Source organism: Fibrobacter sp. (genome assembly GCA_017503015.1).
Classification (GTDB): domain Bacteria; phylum Fibrobacterota; class Fibrobacteria; order Fibrobacterales; family Fibrobacteraceae; genus Fibrobacter.
The window spans coordinates 1-15,931 of record JAFVTX010000030.1; the positions used below are offsets into that span (position 1 = coordinate 1).

At 51.0% G+C, this 15,931-nt stretch carries 17 protein-coding genes; 10 read left to right on the forward strand and 7 right to left on the reverse strand.

Annotation, left to right across the window (positions count from 1 at the left end; genetic code table 11):
- The 5 genes from IKB43_05540 to argC all read left to right on the forward strand — a co-directional run.
- A partial coding sequence (locus tag IKB43_05540; protein ID MBR2469600.1) for a penicillin-binding protein occupies positions 1–718 on the forward strand: 718 nt, incomplete at its 5' end.
- 111 nt (positions 719–829) lie between these two features.
- The gene (gene rlmN / locus IKB43_05545; protein ID MBR2469601.1) at positions 830–1,903 is read left to right on the forward strand and encodes a 23S rRNA (adenine(2503)-C(2))-methyltransferase RlmN; all 1,074 of its coding nucleotides are present in this window, start codon (positions 830–832) and stop codon (positions 1,901–1,903) included.
- Positions 1,897–2,517 carry a methyltransferase gene (locus tag IKB43_05550; GenBank protein MBR2469602.1) on the forward strand — a complete coding sequence of 207 codons (621 nt, stop codon included), beginning with the start codon at positions 1,897–1,899 and terminating at the stop codon, positions 2,515–2,517. The genes rlmN and IKB43_05550 overlap by 7 nt, the downstream gene beginning before the upstream one ends.
- Positions 2,518–2,631: 114 nt before the next feature.
- Entirely contained in the window at positions 2,632–3,129 is a 498-nt protein-coding gene (locus IKB43_05555; GenBank protein ID MBR2469603.1) for a YchJ family protein, read from the forward strand.
- Between the two features lie 171 nt (positions 3,130–3,300).
- Positions 3,301–4,266 (forward strand): N-acetyl-gamma-glutamyl-phosphate reductase, encoded by a 966-nt coding sequence (gene argC, locus IKB43_05560; protein MBR2469604.1) that lies wholly within the window; start codon positions 3,301–3,303, stop codon positions 4,264–4,266.
- Positions 4,267–4,339: 73 nt separating this feature from the next.
- On the opposite strand, the gene IKB43_05565 is transcribed toward argC, so the two are convergent.
- Genes IKB43_05565 through IKB43_05590 form a run of 6 tightly spaced genes read right to left on the reverse strand, consistent with a single transcriptional unit; the run spans position 4,340 to position 9,307 of the window.
- The gene (locus IKB43_05565) at positions 4,340–5,479 is read right to left on the reverse strand and encodes a hypothetical protein (GenBank protein MBR2469605.1); all 1,140 of its coding nucleotides are present in this window, start codon (positions 5,477–5,479) and stop codon (positions 4,340–4,342) included.
- Complete coding sequence (locus IKB43_05570; GenBank protein ID MBR2469606.1) at positions 5,476–5,670, reverse strand: hypothetical protein; 195 nt, start codon at positions 5,668–5,670, stop codon at positions 5,476–5,478. Before IKB43_05570 ends, IKB43_05565 begins: the two co-directional genes overlap by 4 nt.
- 55 nt (positions 5,671–5,725) lie before the next feature.
- On the reverse strand, positions 5,726–6,025 hold the full coding sequence (locus tag IKB43_05575; GenBank protein ID MBR2469607.1) for a hypothetical protein: 300 nt from the start codon (positions 6,023–6,025) through the stop codon (positions 5,726–5,728).
- Entirely contained in the window at positions 6,022–8,049 is a 2,028-nt protein-coding gene (locus IKB43_05580) for a hypothetical protein (GenBank protein ID MBR2469608.1), read from the reverse strand. The genes IKB43_05575 and IKB43_05580 overlap by 4 nt, the downstream gene beginning before the upstream one ends.
- 4 nt (positions 8,050–8,053) lie before the next feature.
- Positions 8,054–8,929: a hypothetical protein gene (locus IKB43_05585; protein ID MBR2469609.1), complete on the reverse strand. Its 876-nt coding sequence runs from the start codon at positions 8,927–8,929 to the stop codon at positions 8,054–8,056.
- A 24-nt stretch (positions 8,930–8,953) separates the two neighbouring features.
- Entirely contained in the window at positions 8,954–9,307 is a 354-nt protein-coding gene (locus IKB43_05590) for a hypothetical protein (GenBank protein MBR2469610.1), read from the reverse strand.
- Between the two features lie 384 nt (positions 9,308–9,691).
- On the opposite strand from IKB43_05590, the gene IKB43_05595 reads away from it, so the two are divergent.
- From IKB43_05595 to IKB43_05615, 5 genes are all read left to right on the forward strand, one after another.
- Positions 9,692–10,558, forward strand: a complete 867-nt coding sequence (locus IKB43_05595; GenBank protein MBR2469611.1) for a TIGR02147 family protein — start codon at positions 9,692–9,694, stop codon at positions 10,556–10,558.
- A 69-nt stretch (positions 10,559–10,627) separates the two neighbouring features.
- On the forward strand, positions 10,628–12,253 hold the full coding sequence (locus IKB43_05600; protein MBR2469612.1) for a hypothetical protein: 1,626 nt from the start codon (positions 10,628–10,630) through the stop codon (positions 12,251–12,253).
- Positions 12,254–12,293: 40 nt separating this feature from the next.
- Positions 12,294–13,340: a GTPase ObgE gene (gene obgE / locus IKB43_05605; protein MBR2469613.1), complete on the forward strand. Its 1,047-nt coding sequence runs from the start codon at positions 12,294–12,296 to the stop codon at positions 13,338–13,340.
- Positions 13,341–13,343: 3 nt separating this feature from the next.
- Positions 13,344–13,817 (forward strand): SsrA-binding protein SmpB, encoded by a 474-nt coding sequence (gene smpB / locus IKB43_05610; protein ID MBR2469614.1) that lies wholly within the window; start codon positions 13,344–13,346, stop codon positions 13,815–13,817.
- Complete coding sequence (locus IKB43_05615; protein MBR2469615.1) at positions 13,814–15,037, forward strand: N-acetylmuramoyl-L-alanine amidase; 1,224 nt, start codon at positions 13,814–13,816, stop codon at positions 15,035–15,037. The genes smpB and IKB43_05615 overlap by 4 nt, the downstream gene beginning before the upstream one ends.
- Positions 15,038–15,183: 146 nt before the next feature.
- Here IKB43_05615 and IKB43_05620 read toward each other — a convergent pair whose 3' ends face one another.
- On the reverse strand, positions 15,184–15,927 hold the full coding sequence (locus IKB43_05620; protein ID MBR2469616.1) for a YebC/PmpR family DNA-binding transcriptional regulator: 744 nt from the start codon (positions 15,925–15,927) through the stop codon (positions 15,184–15,186).
- Between the last annotated feature and the right edge of the window lie 4 nt (positions 15,928–15,931).

Genomic DNA, 15,931 nt, shown 5'->3' on the forward strand with positions numbered 1-15,931 from the left:
ACCGCTCATGGCGGTCCCGAGTCTCGCCCTGGGTTCCGTCGGCGCAACCCTCATGGAAATGACGTCCGCCTACACGGTGTTCCCCAACGGCGGTAACCGTATCGAGCCCTACATGATCGAATCCATCGTCGATAAGAATGGCGAGACCATCGAGAAAAACATGAAGGTGGAACACGAAGTGCTCCGGGCCCCCAGCGCCTACCTGATGGTGGACATGCTGAAAGACGTGAACGTGCGCGGAACGGCGGCAAGAGTCTGGGCCAGCGGCTTTACCCACCCCAGCGGCGGAAAGACGGGCACTACCAACGACTATACCGACGCCTGGTACATCGGCTTTACCAAGCAGTACACCATGGGCGTGTGGATTGGTTCCGACAGTCCGGGCACCATGGGCGCGGGTCACACCGGCACCGAAGACGCCCTGCCTGTTTGGCTTGCGGTAATGACCGAACTTCACAAGGACCTTCCGAGACTTCCCTTCCCCGTGCCTGCAGGCGTTTCCAGCAGGGGCATCTGCAACTACACCGGCAAGGTGGCCGGAGAGTTCTGTTCCGAAAAGACCTACTGCCTCTACACCGCAGGTTACGCCCCTACCGAAGTCTGCGACGGCAACCATTTCGAAGTCAAGACGAAGTCCGCCGACGACGCCACCCTCTTCAGCAACAAGGGTGCAGCGGAGTCCTCTACCGGGCCTAAAAAGACCCGGAAAATGTTCTAGGAATCTGTCCTGAATTTCGACAAGAAAACGCCTGAAATCCGCTAGATATCAAGGGTTTGAGCATACTCAACCCTTAACAAAATCTTATATTTTTTCTATCTTTGCGGTGCTATGGATTGGCCGCACAACATAAAGACCCTTACGGGCGACGAGCTCAAGGCTTGGCTTCGCGAACAAGACGAGAAGCCCTTCCGTGCCGACCAAATCCAGAAATGGCTTTTTTGCCAGCAGGTCAAGACCTACGACGAGATGGTGAACATCTCCCCCGCCCTCCGCGAAAAGCTGGCCGCCAAGTTCAGCCTCCGGGCCCTTACCGAAGAGACCCGCATGGAATCCGTCGATGGCACCGTCAAGTGGCTTTTCAGGACCCACGACAACCACCACATCGAAACGGTGATGATTCCCTCCAACGGACGGTTCTCGGTATGCGTTTCCACCCAGGTGGGCTGCGCCATGAACTGCGCCTTCTGCCGCACCGCCAAGATGGGCTTCACCCGTAACCTGGAAGCTGGCGAAATCCTGGAAGAGATCATCAACGTGAACTGGTTCCTGAAAGATTCCGGCACTCTCGATGCCGACGGGAAAATCGCCCAGGTCACCAACATCATCTTCATGGGCATGGGTGAACCGCTGAACAACCTCGAAAACGTGCACCGGGTCTGCTGCACGCTCCACAACCAGAGCCTGTTCAACATGGGCTCCAAGCGCATGACGGTAAGCACCAGCGGCGTAGTGCCCAAGATCAAGGAACTGGTGGACCGGAACACCCCCTGCTGCCTTGCGGTAAGCCTGAACAGCACCAACAACGAATACCGCTCCTCCGTGATGCCGGTCAACAAGACCTGGCCCATCGAAAAGCTTTTGGAAGCGGTGGACGAATACATCCGCCGCACCGACAACTACGTAACTTTCGAATTCGTCCTCATCAAGGACATCACCTGCACCCCCAAGGCCGCCAAAGAACTTATCCGCATTTGCGCCCCCCGCCGGGTGAAGGTGAACGCCATCGTGCTTAACGACGGTGACGACCCCACACTGCACGCGCCCAGCCCCGAAGAAGTGGAAGACTTCCTTGCCAAGGTGCGTGCCGCCGAAATTCAAATAACGATCCGCAATCCGAGGGGCCGGGACATCTTGGCCGCCTGCGGACAACTCGCGTACAAAAAGGATGGTAAAACATGTTAACGCAGAACCTCCCCGAATTCTGGGACAACCTCTACATGGACGGAAAGGATTACTGGAATTTCAAGAAGGCGACACCCGCCCTCCTGGAATTCTTCAAGAACCCTTCCTGCCCCGCTACCGGCTCGGTCCTGATTCCTGGAGCGGGTTTCGGCTACGATGCCGAAGCCTGGGCTAATAAAGGTCACGACGTGCTGGCTGTAGATTTCGCACCTACCGCCGTAGATGAACTGGACCACCTGAGCCGCAAGTACAAGAACCTCCGCTCTTTGGACCTGGACCTGTTCACCCTCTCGCCCAAAGACCCCAAGCGTGGCGGCCAGCTGTTCGACATCGTCTATGACTACGGCACCTTCTCGGCAATCCACCCGGGCCGCCGCGACGAATTTTTTGAAGTCTGCTACAAGATGCTCAAGGACGACGGCCTGTTCATCTGCCTCATGTACCCCCTCATGAACGGAAAGACCCTGCAGGGGCCTCCCCACTGCACTAGCGAAGGCGAACTCATGGCCCGCCTGGACGGCGTGTTCGACATCGTGGAACGCATCAAGCCCGTAAACAGCATTCCTGGCCGCGAAGGCAAGGAAGAATTCTGGCTCATGAAAAAGGTCATTTAACAGTGACCAAAGCTATCCAGAAAAGCATTAACTAACTTTTAAAGAAAAAAAGAGCATTGGGTAAAAGTTCTCATCACTCAAAACCCACTACTCACAACTCATAAGGATTGAACTATGGCACAAGATTTATGTCCCTGCGGATCTGGCAAAGAATACTCTGAATGCTGTGAACCCATCATCAAGGGAACAGCCCTCGCCCAGAGCCCCGAAGCCCTGATGCGTTCCCGTTACACCGCCTATGCCAAGCACGAAATCAAGTGGCTCAAGGACTCCCTGGAAGCCACCCAGCGCAGCGACTTCGACGAACCCAGCGTAGAAGCCTGGAGCCGCGATTCCGAATGGCTCGGCATCGAAATCAAGCAGACCAAGACCGAAGAAGAAAAGAACATCGGCTGGGTGGAATTCATCGCACGCTTCAAGCAAGGAAACATCACCCGCAACCACCACGAACTGGGCGAGTTCCACAAGGTAGGCGGAGCCTGGTTCTTCTACGATGGCCGTGCCGTCAAGCAAGAAACCGTCCACAAGGAAGGCCCGGACGTTGGCCGCAACGACCCCTGCCCCTGCGGTTCCGGCAAGAAGTACAAGAAGTGCTGCGGAGCGAATAAGTAATAGGCATGAGCACGGGGCTTTCGCCCCTTTGGGGTATGAGCACGGTCGCCAAGGCTCCCTTTGAGCAAAAATAATCGCGCCATAGGCGCAAACTCAAAGGCACGGAGTGCCGACCTCACACCTCAAAGCACCGCAGGTGCGACCTCAAAACCTTTTTCCGAAGGAAAAACCATGTTCAAAGTTTTCGTAGATGGTGAAGCAGGAACCACAGGCCTGCAGATTTATGAGAGACTCGCAAAGCGTAACGATGTCGAAGTGCTGCGCATTGCCCCCGAACTCCGCAAGGATACTGCCGAACGCAAGAGACTCATCAACGAGTCCGACGTGACGTTCCTGTGTCTGCCCGACGCTGCCGCCATCGAAAGCGCCGCCCTCTGCGAAAACCCGAACACTTGCGTCATAGACGCCTCTACGGCCCACCGCGTGAACCCCGCCTGGACCTACGGCATGCCGGAACTCTCCGCAGCCCAGCGCGAAGCCATCGCGAAGGCCAAGCGTATCGCGAACCCCGGCTGTCACGCCTCCGGATTCATTCTCGGCGTGCACCCGCTGATCGCCGCAGGAATCCTCCCGAAGAGCGCGAACCTCGCCGCCTACAGCATTACCGGCTATTCCGGCGGCGGCAAGAAACTCATTGCCGAATACGAAGAGGCTGCGGCACTTGCACACGCTGCCGGCGAATCGAAGGCCATCATGGCTCCGGCCCCGTACGCGCTTGCGCTCGCCCACAAGCACCTCCCCGAGATGAAAAAATACTGCGAACTTGAAAACACGCCGTTCTTCAATCCGGTGCTTGGGCCATACTACAAGGGCATGGCCGTGACCGTCGCCATCTTTGCAAACGAACTCACCAAGAAGGTGGGTCCAGAAGGCCTTACCGAAATTTTGGCGAAGCACTACGAAGGCTGCCGCTTTGTGAAGGTGATGCCCTACGAAGCCGCCCCCGTGCTGTTCAACGGCCGCCTGGACGCCACCGTCTGTAACGATACGAACAACGCCCGCATCCAGGTTTTCGGCAACGAGAACGTGATGCAGGTAACGACGATTATCGACAATCTGGGCAAGGGTGCCAGCGGCGCCGCCATCCAGAACATGAATATCGCCCTCGGGCTGGACGAAGGGATTAGTTTGGTTTAAGCAAAGCCGACAAAGTTTATACAAAAGCCAGCCCGAAAACGGGCTGGCATTTTTTCAAATTATACGGGATAAATTATTCGGAGTCCTTAAGGCAACGAACTGCGAAGTCGTCGTACTTGGCGCCGCGGAAGTCGTAGTAGTGCTTGATGCTTGCATAGGTCGCTCCCATGTTCCAGTAGTAGGCGTCCGTGCTACCGGGAGCAGAGGAACTCCAGAAGTTGGCGTAAGAACCGACATTCTCGAAGTTGGAAGAACAACCATAAAAACTGTTGCAGTTGCCAGCAGGGAGCGCGGAGAACCCGTAGGCATTAGTCGCATACAGCCATTTTTCAAATTCAATCGCCTGCATGGCATAGGGGGAACTGCCCACCGCCTTATACAAGGCTTCCCATTCCGTCGAATCCGGCAGGTGCCAACCTTCGGGACAAACGCCACGAACGGGATAAACTGGTGTGCAAGTCAGACCATAACCACAGCCCTTTCCGCTTTCTGAATAAACTCCGGCGCTGTCCATAGCCGCAGCCCATGAATAATAACGACCAAACTTCAAGCAACCGTCTTTATTGCAATAATTGCCGATTGATTTTTCTTTACCTGTACTTTCGTCAACAACTTTGTATTCAAAATTCAAGTTTTCAGCCATCCACACCTGGTCACCAATCTTCACGGTCTTGTACACTTGGCCATCGCGTTCATCGGCTATTTCGCCATAACTAATTGCAGGGTTCAAATACACCCAATTCGTTTTTCCCGTCAGCGATGTTCCGGTACCCGAGCTTTCAGAGCTTCCCGAGCCACTTGATTCCTTAATCACCACGGTATCACGGTTAACCACCACGACCGTATCGCGAACGACAACTGTATCCTTTGGGTTCACAACAACGGTATCGCGGCCAGACGAGCCTCCCTGCCCATCAGCTCCATTTTCACCATCGGCCCCATCTTTTCCATCAGAGCGATCTTTTCCATCGGCACCGTCCTTGCCGTTCAGCATCTGCCACTTACCATCAGCACAGTAGAACACAGCTGAGAAATCAGACACATAAACCATTTCGCCCACATTGTTCTTGGTGCAATCGCCCAATTTTTTGCCCGACTCAAGCACGGACATTGCAGGAGATTCGGACGCAGCAGTCGTTTCGTCATCGCAAGCGCACAGGCCAAAAACTGTCAACGCACCCGCAACAATCATGTTAATTCGTCTTGTATTCATTTTTTCGCCCTTTTATAATTAAATTTCGATATGTCATCGTAAAGATGAGACTTTTCAATTGTCATTTCATTTCCATAACGCTTTTTCAAAGTATCCAAAACAACATCTTCGGCAGAGACAAATGCCAAGACATTCGGCTTTGGACAAACCTTGATTGTTTTGACCAGTTTGCCTTCGTACGGAATGTTCAAGTAGCTTCCTTCGAACGGGAGATTATCGCCATAAACAAAGAAACACAGCTCTTTCTCAAAGGCAAGCGCCCTTTGCCGCCTCATAAGTATAGAGCCGACCGCTGACAAATTTCTTGTCGTTGCAACTCGGCTGTTTTTTATATCTCTCACCTTCGGCATCATAGCAGTAGCTATGCTTCGTTTCAAAATCCAGATTTTCCGCCATCCAGACTTGATTGCCAATCTTGACAGTCTTGTAAGTTTTCCCGTCGCGCGAATCCGTCATGGCCCCCATTTGTGGGGCAGCAAGGACTACAAAAGTGACCATTAATACTAATAAAACTACATCCTTTGTCATAATCAACTTCCTTGTCATTTACCCGAAACACAACCTTTTTCCTCAAGGCCCGCACGATAGGCCTCTGCCGAAGGGCTATCCCCTTGGAACAAATCCCAATCTATATCATCGCAGGCGGAAGCCTGAATACAACGGACGGACATGGCGCCCTTCTTGCTATAGGCATTCTTATCCATTGTGCCAGCACTTGCACTGTAATAATGATACTTCCCTTTGTCACCTGCATCATCGGCAGTCCAAAAGTCTGCACGCTTGCCAAGTAGTTCGAACTTGCCCTTGGCATTGCGGAATCCTGCAGTTTTTATGCCGAAAGAAGCACTATTGCTCGCCACAGCATCCCACTCCCTATCGGATGCCATTCTCCAGCCATCCGGACACGCCTTTTGGGCCGCGTTCCAAGTATATAGACGACCATATTCATTGCAGTTCTGCTCGGAATCATCATAGCACCAGCTATCGTCAAGCTTGAAGCTGAGATTTTCCGCCATCCAGACTTTACCGCCGACATTCACAGTCTTGTATTTCTTGCCATCGCGGGAATCCGTCAAGGAATTATCCGTAGGATTGTCCTGTTTTACCGAGTTAGCCTCTTCCGCAGCAGCGGGGACGTTTGCCTCTGGGGCATTATCGGAAACATTAGAGCTTTCTACCCCATTACCGTCACTACCCTTGACGCAACGGATTGGATAATAGTATCCGCGATTATACCTTTTCAACTTATTGTCATATTCACGTGGCGAACCCAAATTCAATTGATAAACCGCTTCAGATGACGACAGGTCCCCATTTACAGAGAAAAGGTTCCGTTTCAGCGACTCTCCTGAAGACGAGGTGAAATACGAGCCGCCCACCTTCTGGAAATTGATCCCGTAATCTTCATCCGCATAAGGAATCGGTTCTGCCGAAAAGCCAAACAAATCCCAATTCATATATTTGCTCCTATCCGCAAACCCTTCTTTACCAGATGGTCTTTTATTGAAAGCGGCACTTCTCATAGCATCTGATTGAGCGTAATAATTTCCTTTGGAAAAATAAGCCGTTAATTCCTTTCTCGCATTTTCTCCATATGTCATGTAAGGCCTATGACCTGATTTGTATTTACCACCATCATGAGAAATGCTATTTTCCCCAAAAATTCCACCGCCAGGCACCAATGTGAGAACAGGGATAATATCCAAATTCCCACTTAATTCCTCCAGCACGCCAACAAGCTCCGCAAATTCGTCACCTGTAGGCAATCGCCAGCCCGTTGGGCATGCTTCTTTATAATCCCTGTTATCATAGAGTTGTCCATACTTTTCACAATTTTCATGTTTTTTATTATAACACATACTGTGTTTCGTTTTGTAATTCAAATTTTGGGCCATCCATGTAACACCGCCAATAGTAACTGTTGGGTACTTGTGACCATCTCTTGAGTCCTTCAGAAATTCCGTATGTGCAAAATCACCATCCTTAAATTTGCCCTTGAAGAAGACTTCTCCGTTCATATAAATTTCAGCATCACCATTCAGTTTGTTGTCCTTGAACGTGAACATGACTTTTTTTGCTGCCGTCGGAGCCTCTCCCTTTGGGTAATAACTTTCATAAGTTCCATTGAGCCTATCGTTTTTAAAAGAAGTCTTAACCTTTAAATTTCCATCGTCATAATACTCTTCATATTTTCCATCGAGAGCACCGCTGTCATTATATGACACTGTAAATCTTTTGTTTCCGTTGGAATAGTATTCCGTATAATCGCCCACCAAGTTGTCTTCTTCAAGAGAAGCTATGATTCTTAATTCACCTTCTTTGTCGTATTTCTTGTACGACCCATCCCTTTTTCCCATCTTGTAGGATGTTTTCACTTCTAGCTGACCATTCGAATGATACGACTTGTAGGAACCGTCTTTCTTTTGCGTTTCCTTGTCAATCTGATATCTTTCCTTCAGAGTCCCATCCGAATAGTAATCTTCGATTTCCACCCTGCTGCACCCTATAAGAAAAGCATTCAAAAAAAAGATGCCAGCAAATACAGCAAAGCAAATTTTATTGTTTTCCATTTTATTACTCCTTGATTAAATTTAAAGATCCCTTTTTGGAATATTTCCATAAAGGAACATCATAAAGTCCTGATAACCTTACGTTATCCTTGGGTATTCCCAAGGCAAGAATCCTGCTTTTTTGATTTTCCATAATCTTTCGCGCCGAATTCCTTTTTTGCCTGTTATGCTCAATCAAATCGCCATTCCACTTGATGTCACTTTTATACGGAGCAACAAGTATTTGCAGATTCAACGCCATCCAATCCATGTCAAGTTCAAGCAGAGTCGGTTTATCCACATTGAGCGCATTGTTCCGCACGGCCCATATACGCACTTCGTTCTCGTATTTAAAGTTTCTTCTTTTGAACCTTAGTATGTTCAAGAAATTTCGAACAGAGCCGCATAAACCTTTTTTGGCACTTTCAATATGAAGATTGCTCAACAACTGCTCTTGCGTATAATCATAGGCAATTGATGATAAATAAAAATCGATGCCATTCTTATCCGCATTTCGTTCCAATTCACCAAGAAAGCGCCAGAGATTCACACTATATCTTATACAAAAATCTCCATCATCTTCTTTGGCCCTTACACTCCACATGGCATCCGCATTTTCGGTTCCATTGAGTGTAAAGCAAAGTGCAAAAAATCGGTTCTGGTAGTCAGCACCACTTTTCCCAAAAAATTTGTTCAAAAAAGCCTTGCTAAAAAATCTTTGTTCAAACAAATCCGGCCATACCAAAGGAGAGATAAAGGTTATTTTATCCTGATTTTCCATCCTTTCAAACCTGGAAAAGGACTCATACCGATACAGCACGGGATTTTCCAAATCCAAGTTCATCTTGCCGACAAAATGGACATGCTTCCATGGAAAAGGAAAAGACTCTTTCTTTTTCATATTCTTGCATCCATTCGCAAAGGATTACAAGCCATACTTAAGTCTGTCAATGGCATTGTCCATCATTTTCTCATTCTGATGCATTCTTTTGGCATGCATGCCATCCACCTTGTTCATAGAATAGACGCCAAACGCAATGATTCCACCAATTGTCAAAATAGTGAAAATCGCAAAGGCTACAAGCAACTTCTTCGCCATGCTCATCACCATCTTTGTCTGTGCAAGTTTCGTTTCCTGATCAATACGGGCTACCTCAGGCGACATCGGTTCCGCATTTGCAGGTGCCCGCCTTGCAGCCATGCGTTCAGCGGCATTTTGCGATGCATTCTGAATGCTGTTCGCTGCGGCATTCAAGAGATTATTGAGACCATCTTTCATATTTTACTCCTGTTTTAACAAAGCCGTATGAAATTTCATCCTATTACTTACGATTTCCTTATCAATGATAGCAACACACCCTCCGCTTAAGACGAAATTATTTTGTTTGTAATTCTTATTTCAATAGTATATTTTTTTCAACCTGTCTTTGTTGTTTATGCGTTATGATACGATTTTAGGTAGAATTTTTTTAGCCAAAATGGCGATTTTGTCCCAAAAAAAACGATTTCAATTTTTTCCGTATCATAAAAAATGACAATTTTTAAACATTTCAAAATCCCGTGTTTTTTTCTGTTTTCTTCAAATTTATGATACAATGCAATAATACAATCGAAATTACATTCTCTATTACTATATTCCTTCGGTTATTTCTATATTTGCAACATGCGTTCCATTCTTGAATACGACGATTTTAGAAAGTACATTCTGGATTTCTATATTGAAAAGAAAGAAACCCAGAACCTTTCATGGCGAGCCTTTGCGGAAAAAGCGAGAATCAAATCTCCCATATTCCTGAAACTGGTTTGCGACGGCAAGAGCGGCCTTGCCGAAAACACGGCCATGCGCGTTTCCGAGGCCATGGACCTGACAAGTTACGAGCAAGATTTCTTTCTGCTTTTGGTAAAATTCAACCAGGCAAAACGTGACGATATGCGTAACCTGGTTTTTGCCGACATGATGGAAATCGCCAAGGTCCACAGGGTAAATGTCCTTGGGGCGGGGCTTTACGACTATTTCGCCAATTGGGTAAATGCAGTCATACGAGAACTTGCCCCGGCTATCAAGAATCCAAGTCCTGAAAAAATCGCATTAGCTTCTTTACCGGAAATTTCTACCGAAAGCGCACGCAATTCTCTGAGTTTTTTAATCAAGAACGGATTCCTAAAAAAACGCGGAAATAAGTACAGGCAAACATCCAAATCCCTTTCTACGGGAAGAATTTCCATTGTTGCCCCGTCCGTCCGCAGTTTTCACAGGCAAATGGGTGAGCTCGCGCTGAATACGCTAGACAAGGTTCCCGTGACAGAGCGGAACTTTTCGACACTTACGCTTGGGCTCACCGAAAAGTCGTACCAGAAAATTTTGAAGGAGCTGGCACACTTTCGGCGAAAGATTGTCGCCATCGCCACCAACGAAGACGAAGTGGAACGCGTCTACGAGCTGAATTTGCAGCTATTCCCGCTGACGAAGAAATTAGACGAGAGACATGGTTCGGCAGGCTCACCAACCTTGACGAAAGATGCGGAATGAAAAATTTAGAATGGATATGTCACTCTGGTGCACGAAGTGCGATAGAGTCCAATGAGGAGTAAATCTTTTATGAAGAACAAATTAGTTTTAACAATGTTTGCCGCGGCCATATTCTTTGTCGGCTGCTCCAATGGCGACGACAAAAAATCCACCGGCGGTTCCACCGAAGCCGAAAACGCCATCGCCGACAAGACCGTGGCGGGCGTTTCGCAGAAGGGACCGTTCGTGATCGGCTCAACCGTAACCTTGTACGAAGTCGATGGGGACAACCTGGTGCAAACAGGCAACACGTTTACGGGAAAAGTCGCAAGCAACAAGGGCGAATTCAATATTTCCAACATCAACCTGGACGCCCCCTATGCGCTGCTCGAAGCAGAAGGATACTACTGGAACGAAGTCACCGGCAAACGTTCGGCAGGCCTGATAAAACTGAACGCACTGACCGATTTGGAAGACCGCGAAACCGCGAACATCAACCTGCTCACGCACCTCGCCTACGAGCGCACGCAATGGCTGGTGCGGAACAAGTCCATGAAAATCGGCGAGGCGAAATCGCAAGCGGAGCGGGAAATTTTCGCCGCATTCGGGATTACGGACATTTCAAGGGGATTCGAAGACCTGAACATCTTCGGCGACAGTGAAGGGGACGCTGCCCTGCTCGCCATCTCCATCTTGATGCAGCTGAACTGCACCGAGGCGGAATTCAGCGAACAGCTGGCAGACTTTGCAAAAGACCTGGAAGAAGACGGTTTCTGGAACAACGAAAAGTTGAAGGCGACCCTTGCCGACAACGCCTTCGAAACGAACGCCCCAAAAATACGCAAAAATATCGAGGCATGGGATTTCGCGGACACCATTTCCGCATTCGAGCCCGTCATGGAATCGTTCTGGAACGATGTTTACGGGCTTGGCCGCTGCACCGAAAAACGCGCCGGCGCGCTGCTCCCCGACACCAGCGAAAACTCCGCCTACTACCGCTCCATATTCCGCTGCCTAGACGGCCACTGGATTCTGGAGCAGAAATTCGGTGGCGGCGACACCGTAATCTTCCCGGTCGTCGAGCTGGACACCATCACCGAACTGGACTGCACCGGCTCCATGTACTGCGCCCAAAACTGCATGAACGTGATGGACCCGGACCTTGGCCGCACCTGCAGCCGAGTGAACACGCAAATCGACGACGGCAGCGACACCTACGGCTTCTTGCATTTCTATACGGATTCCGCATCGGCGCTCAGCTGGCCCGCGGGCGACAAGGGTTACGGCTACGAATCGGCATCCCGCGACAAGTACGGCTACATCTATACCATCGCGCGCCTCGGCGACAGCCACCCCTATGCAAGAATCTTTTTCGAAATTTCCGGCGATGAACAGCGTGGCAACGACCTGACCGAATGGGGCGGCGTATGCATTACCTACACCGCGAACGAAAGCTTCTTTATAAACATCCGCTTCCCCAACGACAACAAGCTGACGGAATACGATTACTACAAGGCGCAACTGCCCGCAACGGAACAGCTCGTGACCGCAAACATCAAGTGGAGCGACTTTGTCCAGGAAGGCTTCGGGCTCCGCGTCGAACGCGACAGCGTCGTGAAAAACATCAGCCGCGTGGAAGTCAGTTTCGAGAAACCAGGCTCGAACATTTCGTCAAAGATTCATTCCATCAGCAAGTACGGGACCTGCAACAAGTAGAAATGGGTTTTCCCGATAACAATTTTTCTACATTTGTTGCATGTTCCTAGACGAAAAATCCATAGAAGTGCGCTCCGGCAAGGGCGGTGACGGCATCGTAAGCTTCCACCGTGAAAAGTTCGTGCCCCTGGGAGGCCCCGACGGCGGTGACGGCGGGCGCGGCGGTCACGTAATTCTCAGAGTCAACGAACAGTATTCCACCCTCCTGGACATGGGGAACGCCCGCCTGTACAAGGCAAAAAACGGCCAGCCCGGTGGCGCCAAGCGCTGCACCGGGGCTTCTGCCGAAGACCTGATTGTGGACGTACCCCGCGGAACCATCGTCAAGGACGCCGAAGGGCGAATCCTCGCAGACCTCACCGAAGCAGGCCAGAAATGGATTGCGGCCCGTGGCGGCAAGGGCGGCATGGGCAACCAGCATTTCGCCACCCCGAAGGTGCAAGCTCCCCGCAAGTGCACCCCCGGCGAAAAGGGCGAAAAGCGGGAACTTTTCTTGGAACTGAAACTCATGGCCGACGTGGGCCTGGTAGGGTTCCCAAACGCGGGCAAGTCCAGCCTGGTGAACAGGATTTCTAGCGGACGCCCTAAAGTCGGAGATTATCCGTTCACCACGCTGGAGCCGGTACTCGGCATTGTGCAGATGAATGGTCACAGCTTTGTGGTGGCCGACATTCCGGGGCTTCTGGAAGGCGCCAGCGAAGGCAAGGGCCTGGGCCACCAGTTCCTGAAGCACATCGAACGCACGCACACGCTGCTGTTCGTCATCGACGGCTTTGCCGAAAATGCCTACGAGCAGTTTACCGTGCTCAAGAGCGAACTGAAGGCATTCCACCCGAAGCTCGCCCAAAAGTCCTATGTAATTGCCCTGAACAAGAGCGACCTTGGAATAGAAGAATCCATCAAGGAATTCAAGAAACACAGGGAAAAGGTCATCGTGACCTCTGCCATTACAGGCGACGGCTGCAAGGAACTGCAGCAGGCCCTGGACGATGCCGTGCCCCATGTGCAAAAGAAAAAAGTGGGCTGGGAAAGCAAGAGCAGTTCCGGCAGCGACAGCAAAAAAGGCGGCTGGAAAAAGAAGGCCTAACCTATGGCTAAAAAGGAACAGAGTACACCTGTTATCGTGAACCGCAAGGCGCAGCACCTCTACTTCGTAGATGAGACCTTCGAAGTGGGTATCATGCTTATCGGTTCAGAGGTCAAGTCCATTCGCGACGGCAAGTGCACCCTGGGCGAAGCCTGGATCGACATCGACGAGAAAAAGAACGAACTCTGGTTGGTAGGTGCCCATATCGATGAGTACGTTTTTGCAAACCGTTTTAACCATTTCCCGGCAAGGCGCCGCAAACTTTTGGCCCATGTTCACGAAATCGCCAAGATGCGCAAGGCCAAGGAGCAGAAGGGCTGCACGCTGATCCCCCTGAAGCTCTACTTCAAGAACCGCCGCGCCAAGCTGGAGATGGGAATCTGCCGCGGAAAGGACCAGCGGGACAAGCGGCAAGATATTATCAACCGCGACGCCAAACTGGAAATGGCCCGGGCGGCAAAGGTGCACCTGCGATGAAAAGACTGGTTGCCGCCATATTCGCATGCCTTGTCTGCGCCACCTTCGCATGGGGGGCTTCCAATGCGGCATCGGTAAATTTTCTGGATGCAGAGATTCTTTCCAAGGACGCCGGCGCATCCTTCCATTGGTTCCCCATCCAAAAGACATTCATCTTGGTTACCGCCAAGGATACGGCCAAGTTCGCCGTCGGGATTCCCTTCGTTTCCCACAACAGCAACGTGATGGAGCTTGCGGCAAGTCCCAAGCTTGAAAACGGCCACCTCTGGATTTCAAGAGACGACGCCTACAAGCTTTTCCCAAACGCAAAACCCAGCAGTTCAAGCGCCGCACCGGTTTCTAGCTCCGTGACGCAGTCCAGCTCCAGCGCAACGCTTATGTCTAGTTCAAGCGCCGCTCCTGCTCCAAGCACGACAACTCCTGCAGCGGTGGCTGTACCGGCAAGCACAATTCCCACCGCCACGCCTGTTGCTCCCCCGAAAAACGAAACCGCAGGGACCCGCGAAGTCAAGACCATCGTCATCGATCCCGGTCATGGCGGAAAAGACACCGGCGCCCAGGGCAAAAAATCCAACGAAAAGGACATCGTGCTCGCCATCGGAAAGCTTTTGAAAAAAGAACTGGAAAAAGAAGGTTTCAATGTCAAGATGACCCGCGACAAGGACGTGTTCATTGAGCTGGGCCAGCGGGCGAATCTTGCGAACCAGTGGGACGGTGACCTGTTTATCAGCCTGCACTGCAACGCCATCGACGCTACCGCCGAGCGCAAAAAGCAAGTCAAGGGCTACCATGTTTACGTGCTGCGCGCCCCCGAAAGCGAAGAAGACAAGGCCATCGCCCGTCGTGAAAACAAGGTGGCCACGCTCTACGGCGAAAAGAACGCCAAAGAAGAACTGTCCCCCATCGAATGGTTCAAGCTGGAAGCCCGCCTAGAAAAGTATAAGCAGAACAGCTACATGTTCACCGAAGAAATGCTCAAGGCCATGGACGGCGGAAAAATCCGCAAGCAGGCAGGCGGCGTGGGCGGTGCCGGTTTCATGGTGCTGGTGGGCGCGCTGATGCCAGCCGTCCTCTTTGAAATCGGGTTCATCAGCAACCCCGAAGACGAAGCCTACATGATAACCGACAAGGGCCAAAAGGACATCGCCGAGCGCATTTCCAAGGCCGTCAGCACCTACAAGGCCGCAGTCCACAGCTACAGAGAGACGCTGGGACGATAGGCCGCGCATAGCGCGGCAGTTACTAATTAATACTTACTAGAATTGGTTAAACAAAAAACCGACTGCTTTTGGCAATCGGCTTTTAACTCAAAGCGAGTATAACGAGCGACCTCACCACTCAAAGGGCGAAGCCCGACCTCAAGCCTCTACTCCGCATCCATGTCCGCTTCGTCGATTTCGGCGTTGTGGTACACATCCTGAACGTCGTCGTGGTCTTCGAACTTGTCGATAAGCTTCAGGAGCTTCTGGGCGTCGTCATGACCGAGCTTTACAGGGTCGTTGGCAACGTAGCTCAGTTCCGCACTCATCATTTCGATCCCTGCCGCTTCAAGCGCCTTGGAAACAGCGTCGAAAGCTTCGGGGCTGGTGGAGATTTCGTGCACACCATCTTCGGTGGACATGTCTTCGGCACCGGCTTCCAATACCAGGTCCATCACCTTTTCTTCGGGGTACTTTTCGGCATCGACGATAATCACGCCCTTGTAGGTGAAAGCCCAAGAAACGGAACCGGATTCACCCATGGAACCGCCGTTCTTGTTGAAGATGTTGCGGACTTCGGCAACGGTACGGACCTTATTGTCGGTCAAGCACTGCACCATGATGGCAACACCGGCCGGGCCGCGTCCTTCGTACAGCGGCTCCGTCATTTCGGTACCGGAGTTGGCACCCGTACCCTTGGCGATGGCGCTTTCAATGTTCTTGGTGGGCAAGCTCTGGCTCTTAGACTTAAGGATAGCTGCACGCAGACGGGGGTTTGCGTCGGGGTTTCCACCGCCGAGCTTGGCGGCAATGGAGATTTCCTTAATCAGCTTGTTCCACGCCTTGGCGCGGGCGACGTCAGTCTTAGCTTTCTTGCGTTTGGTGGTGGCCCATTTGGAGTGACCAGACATAAAT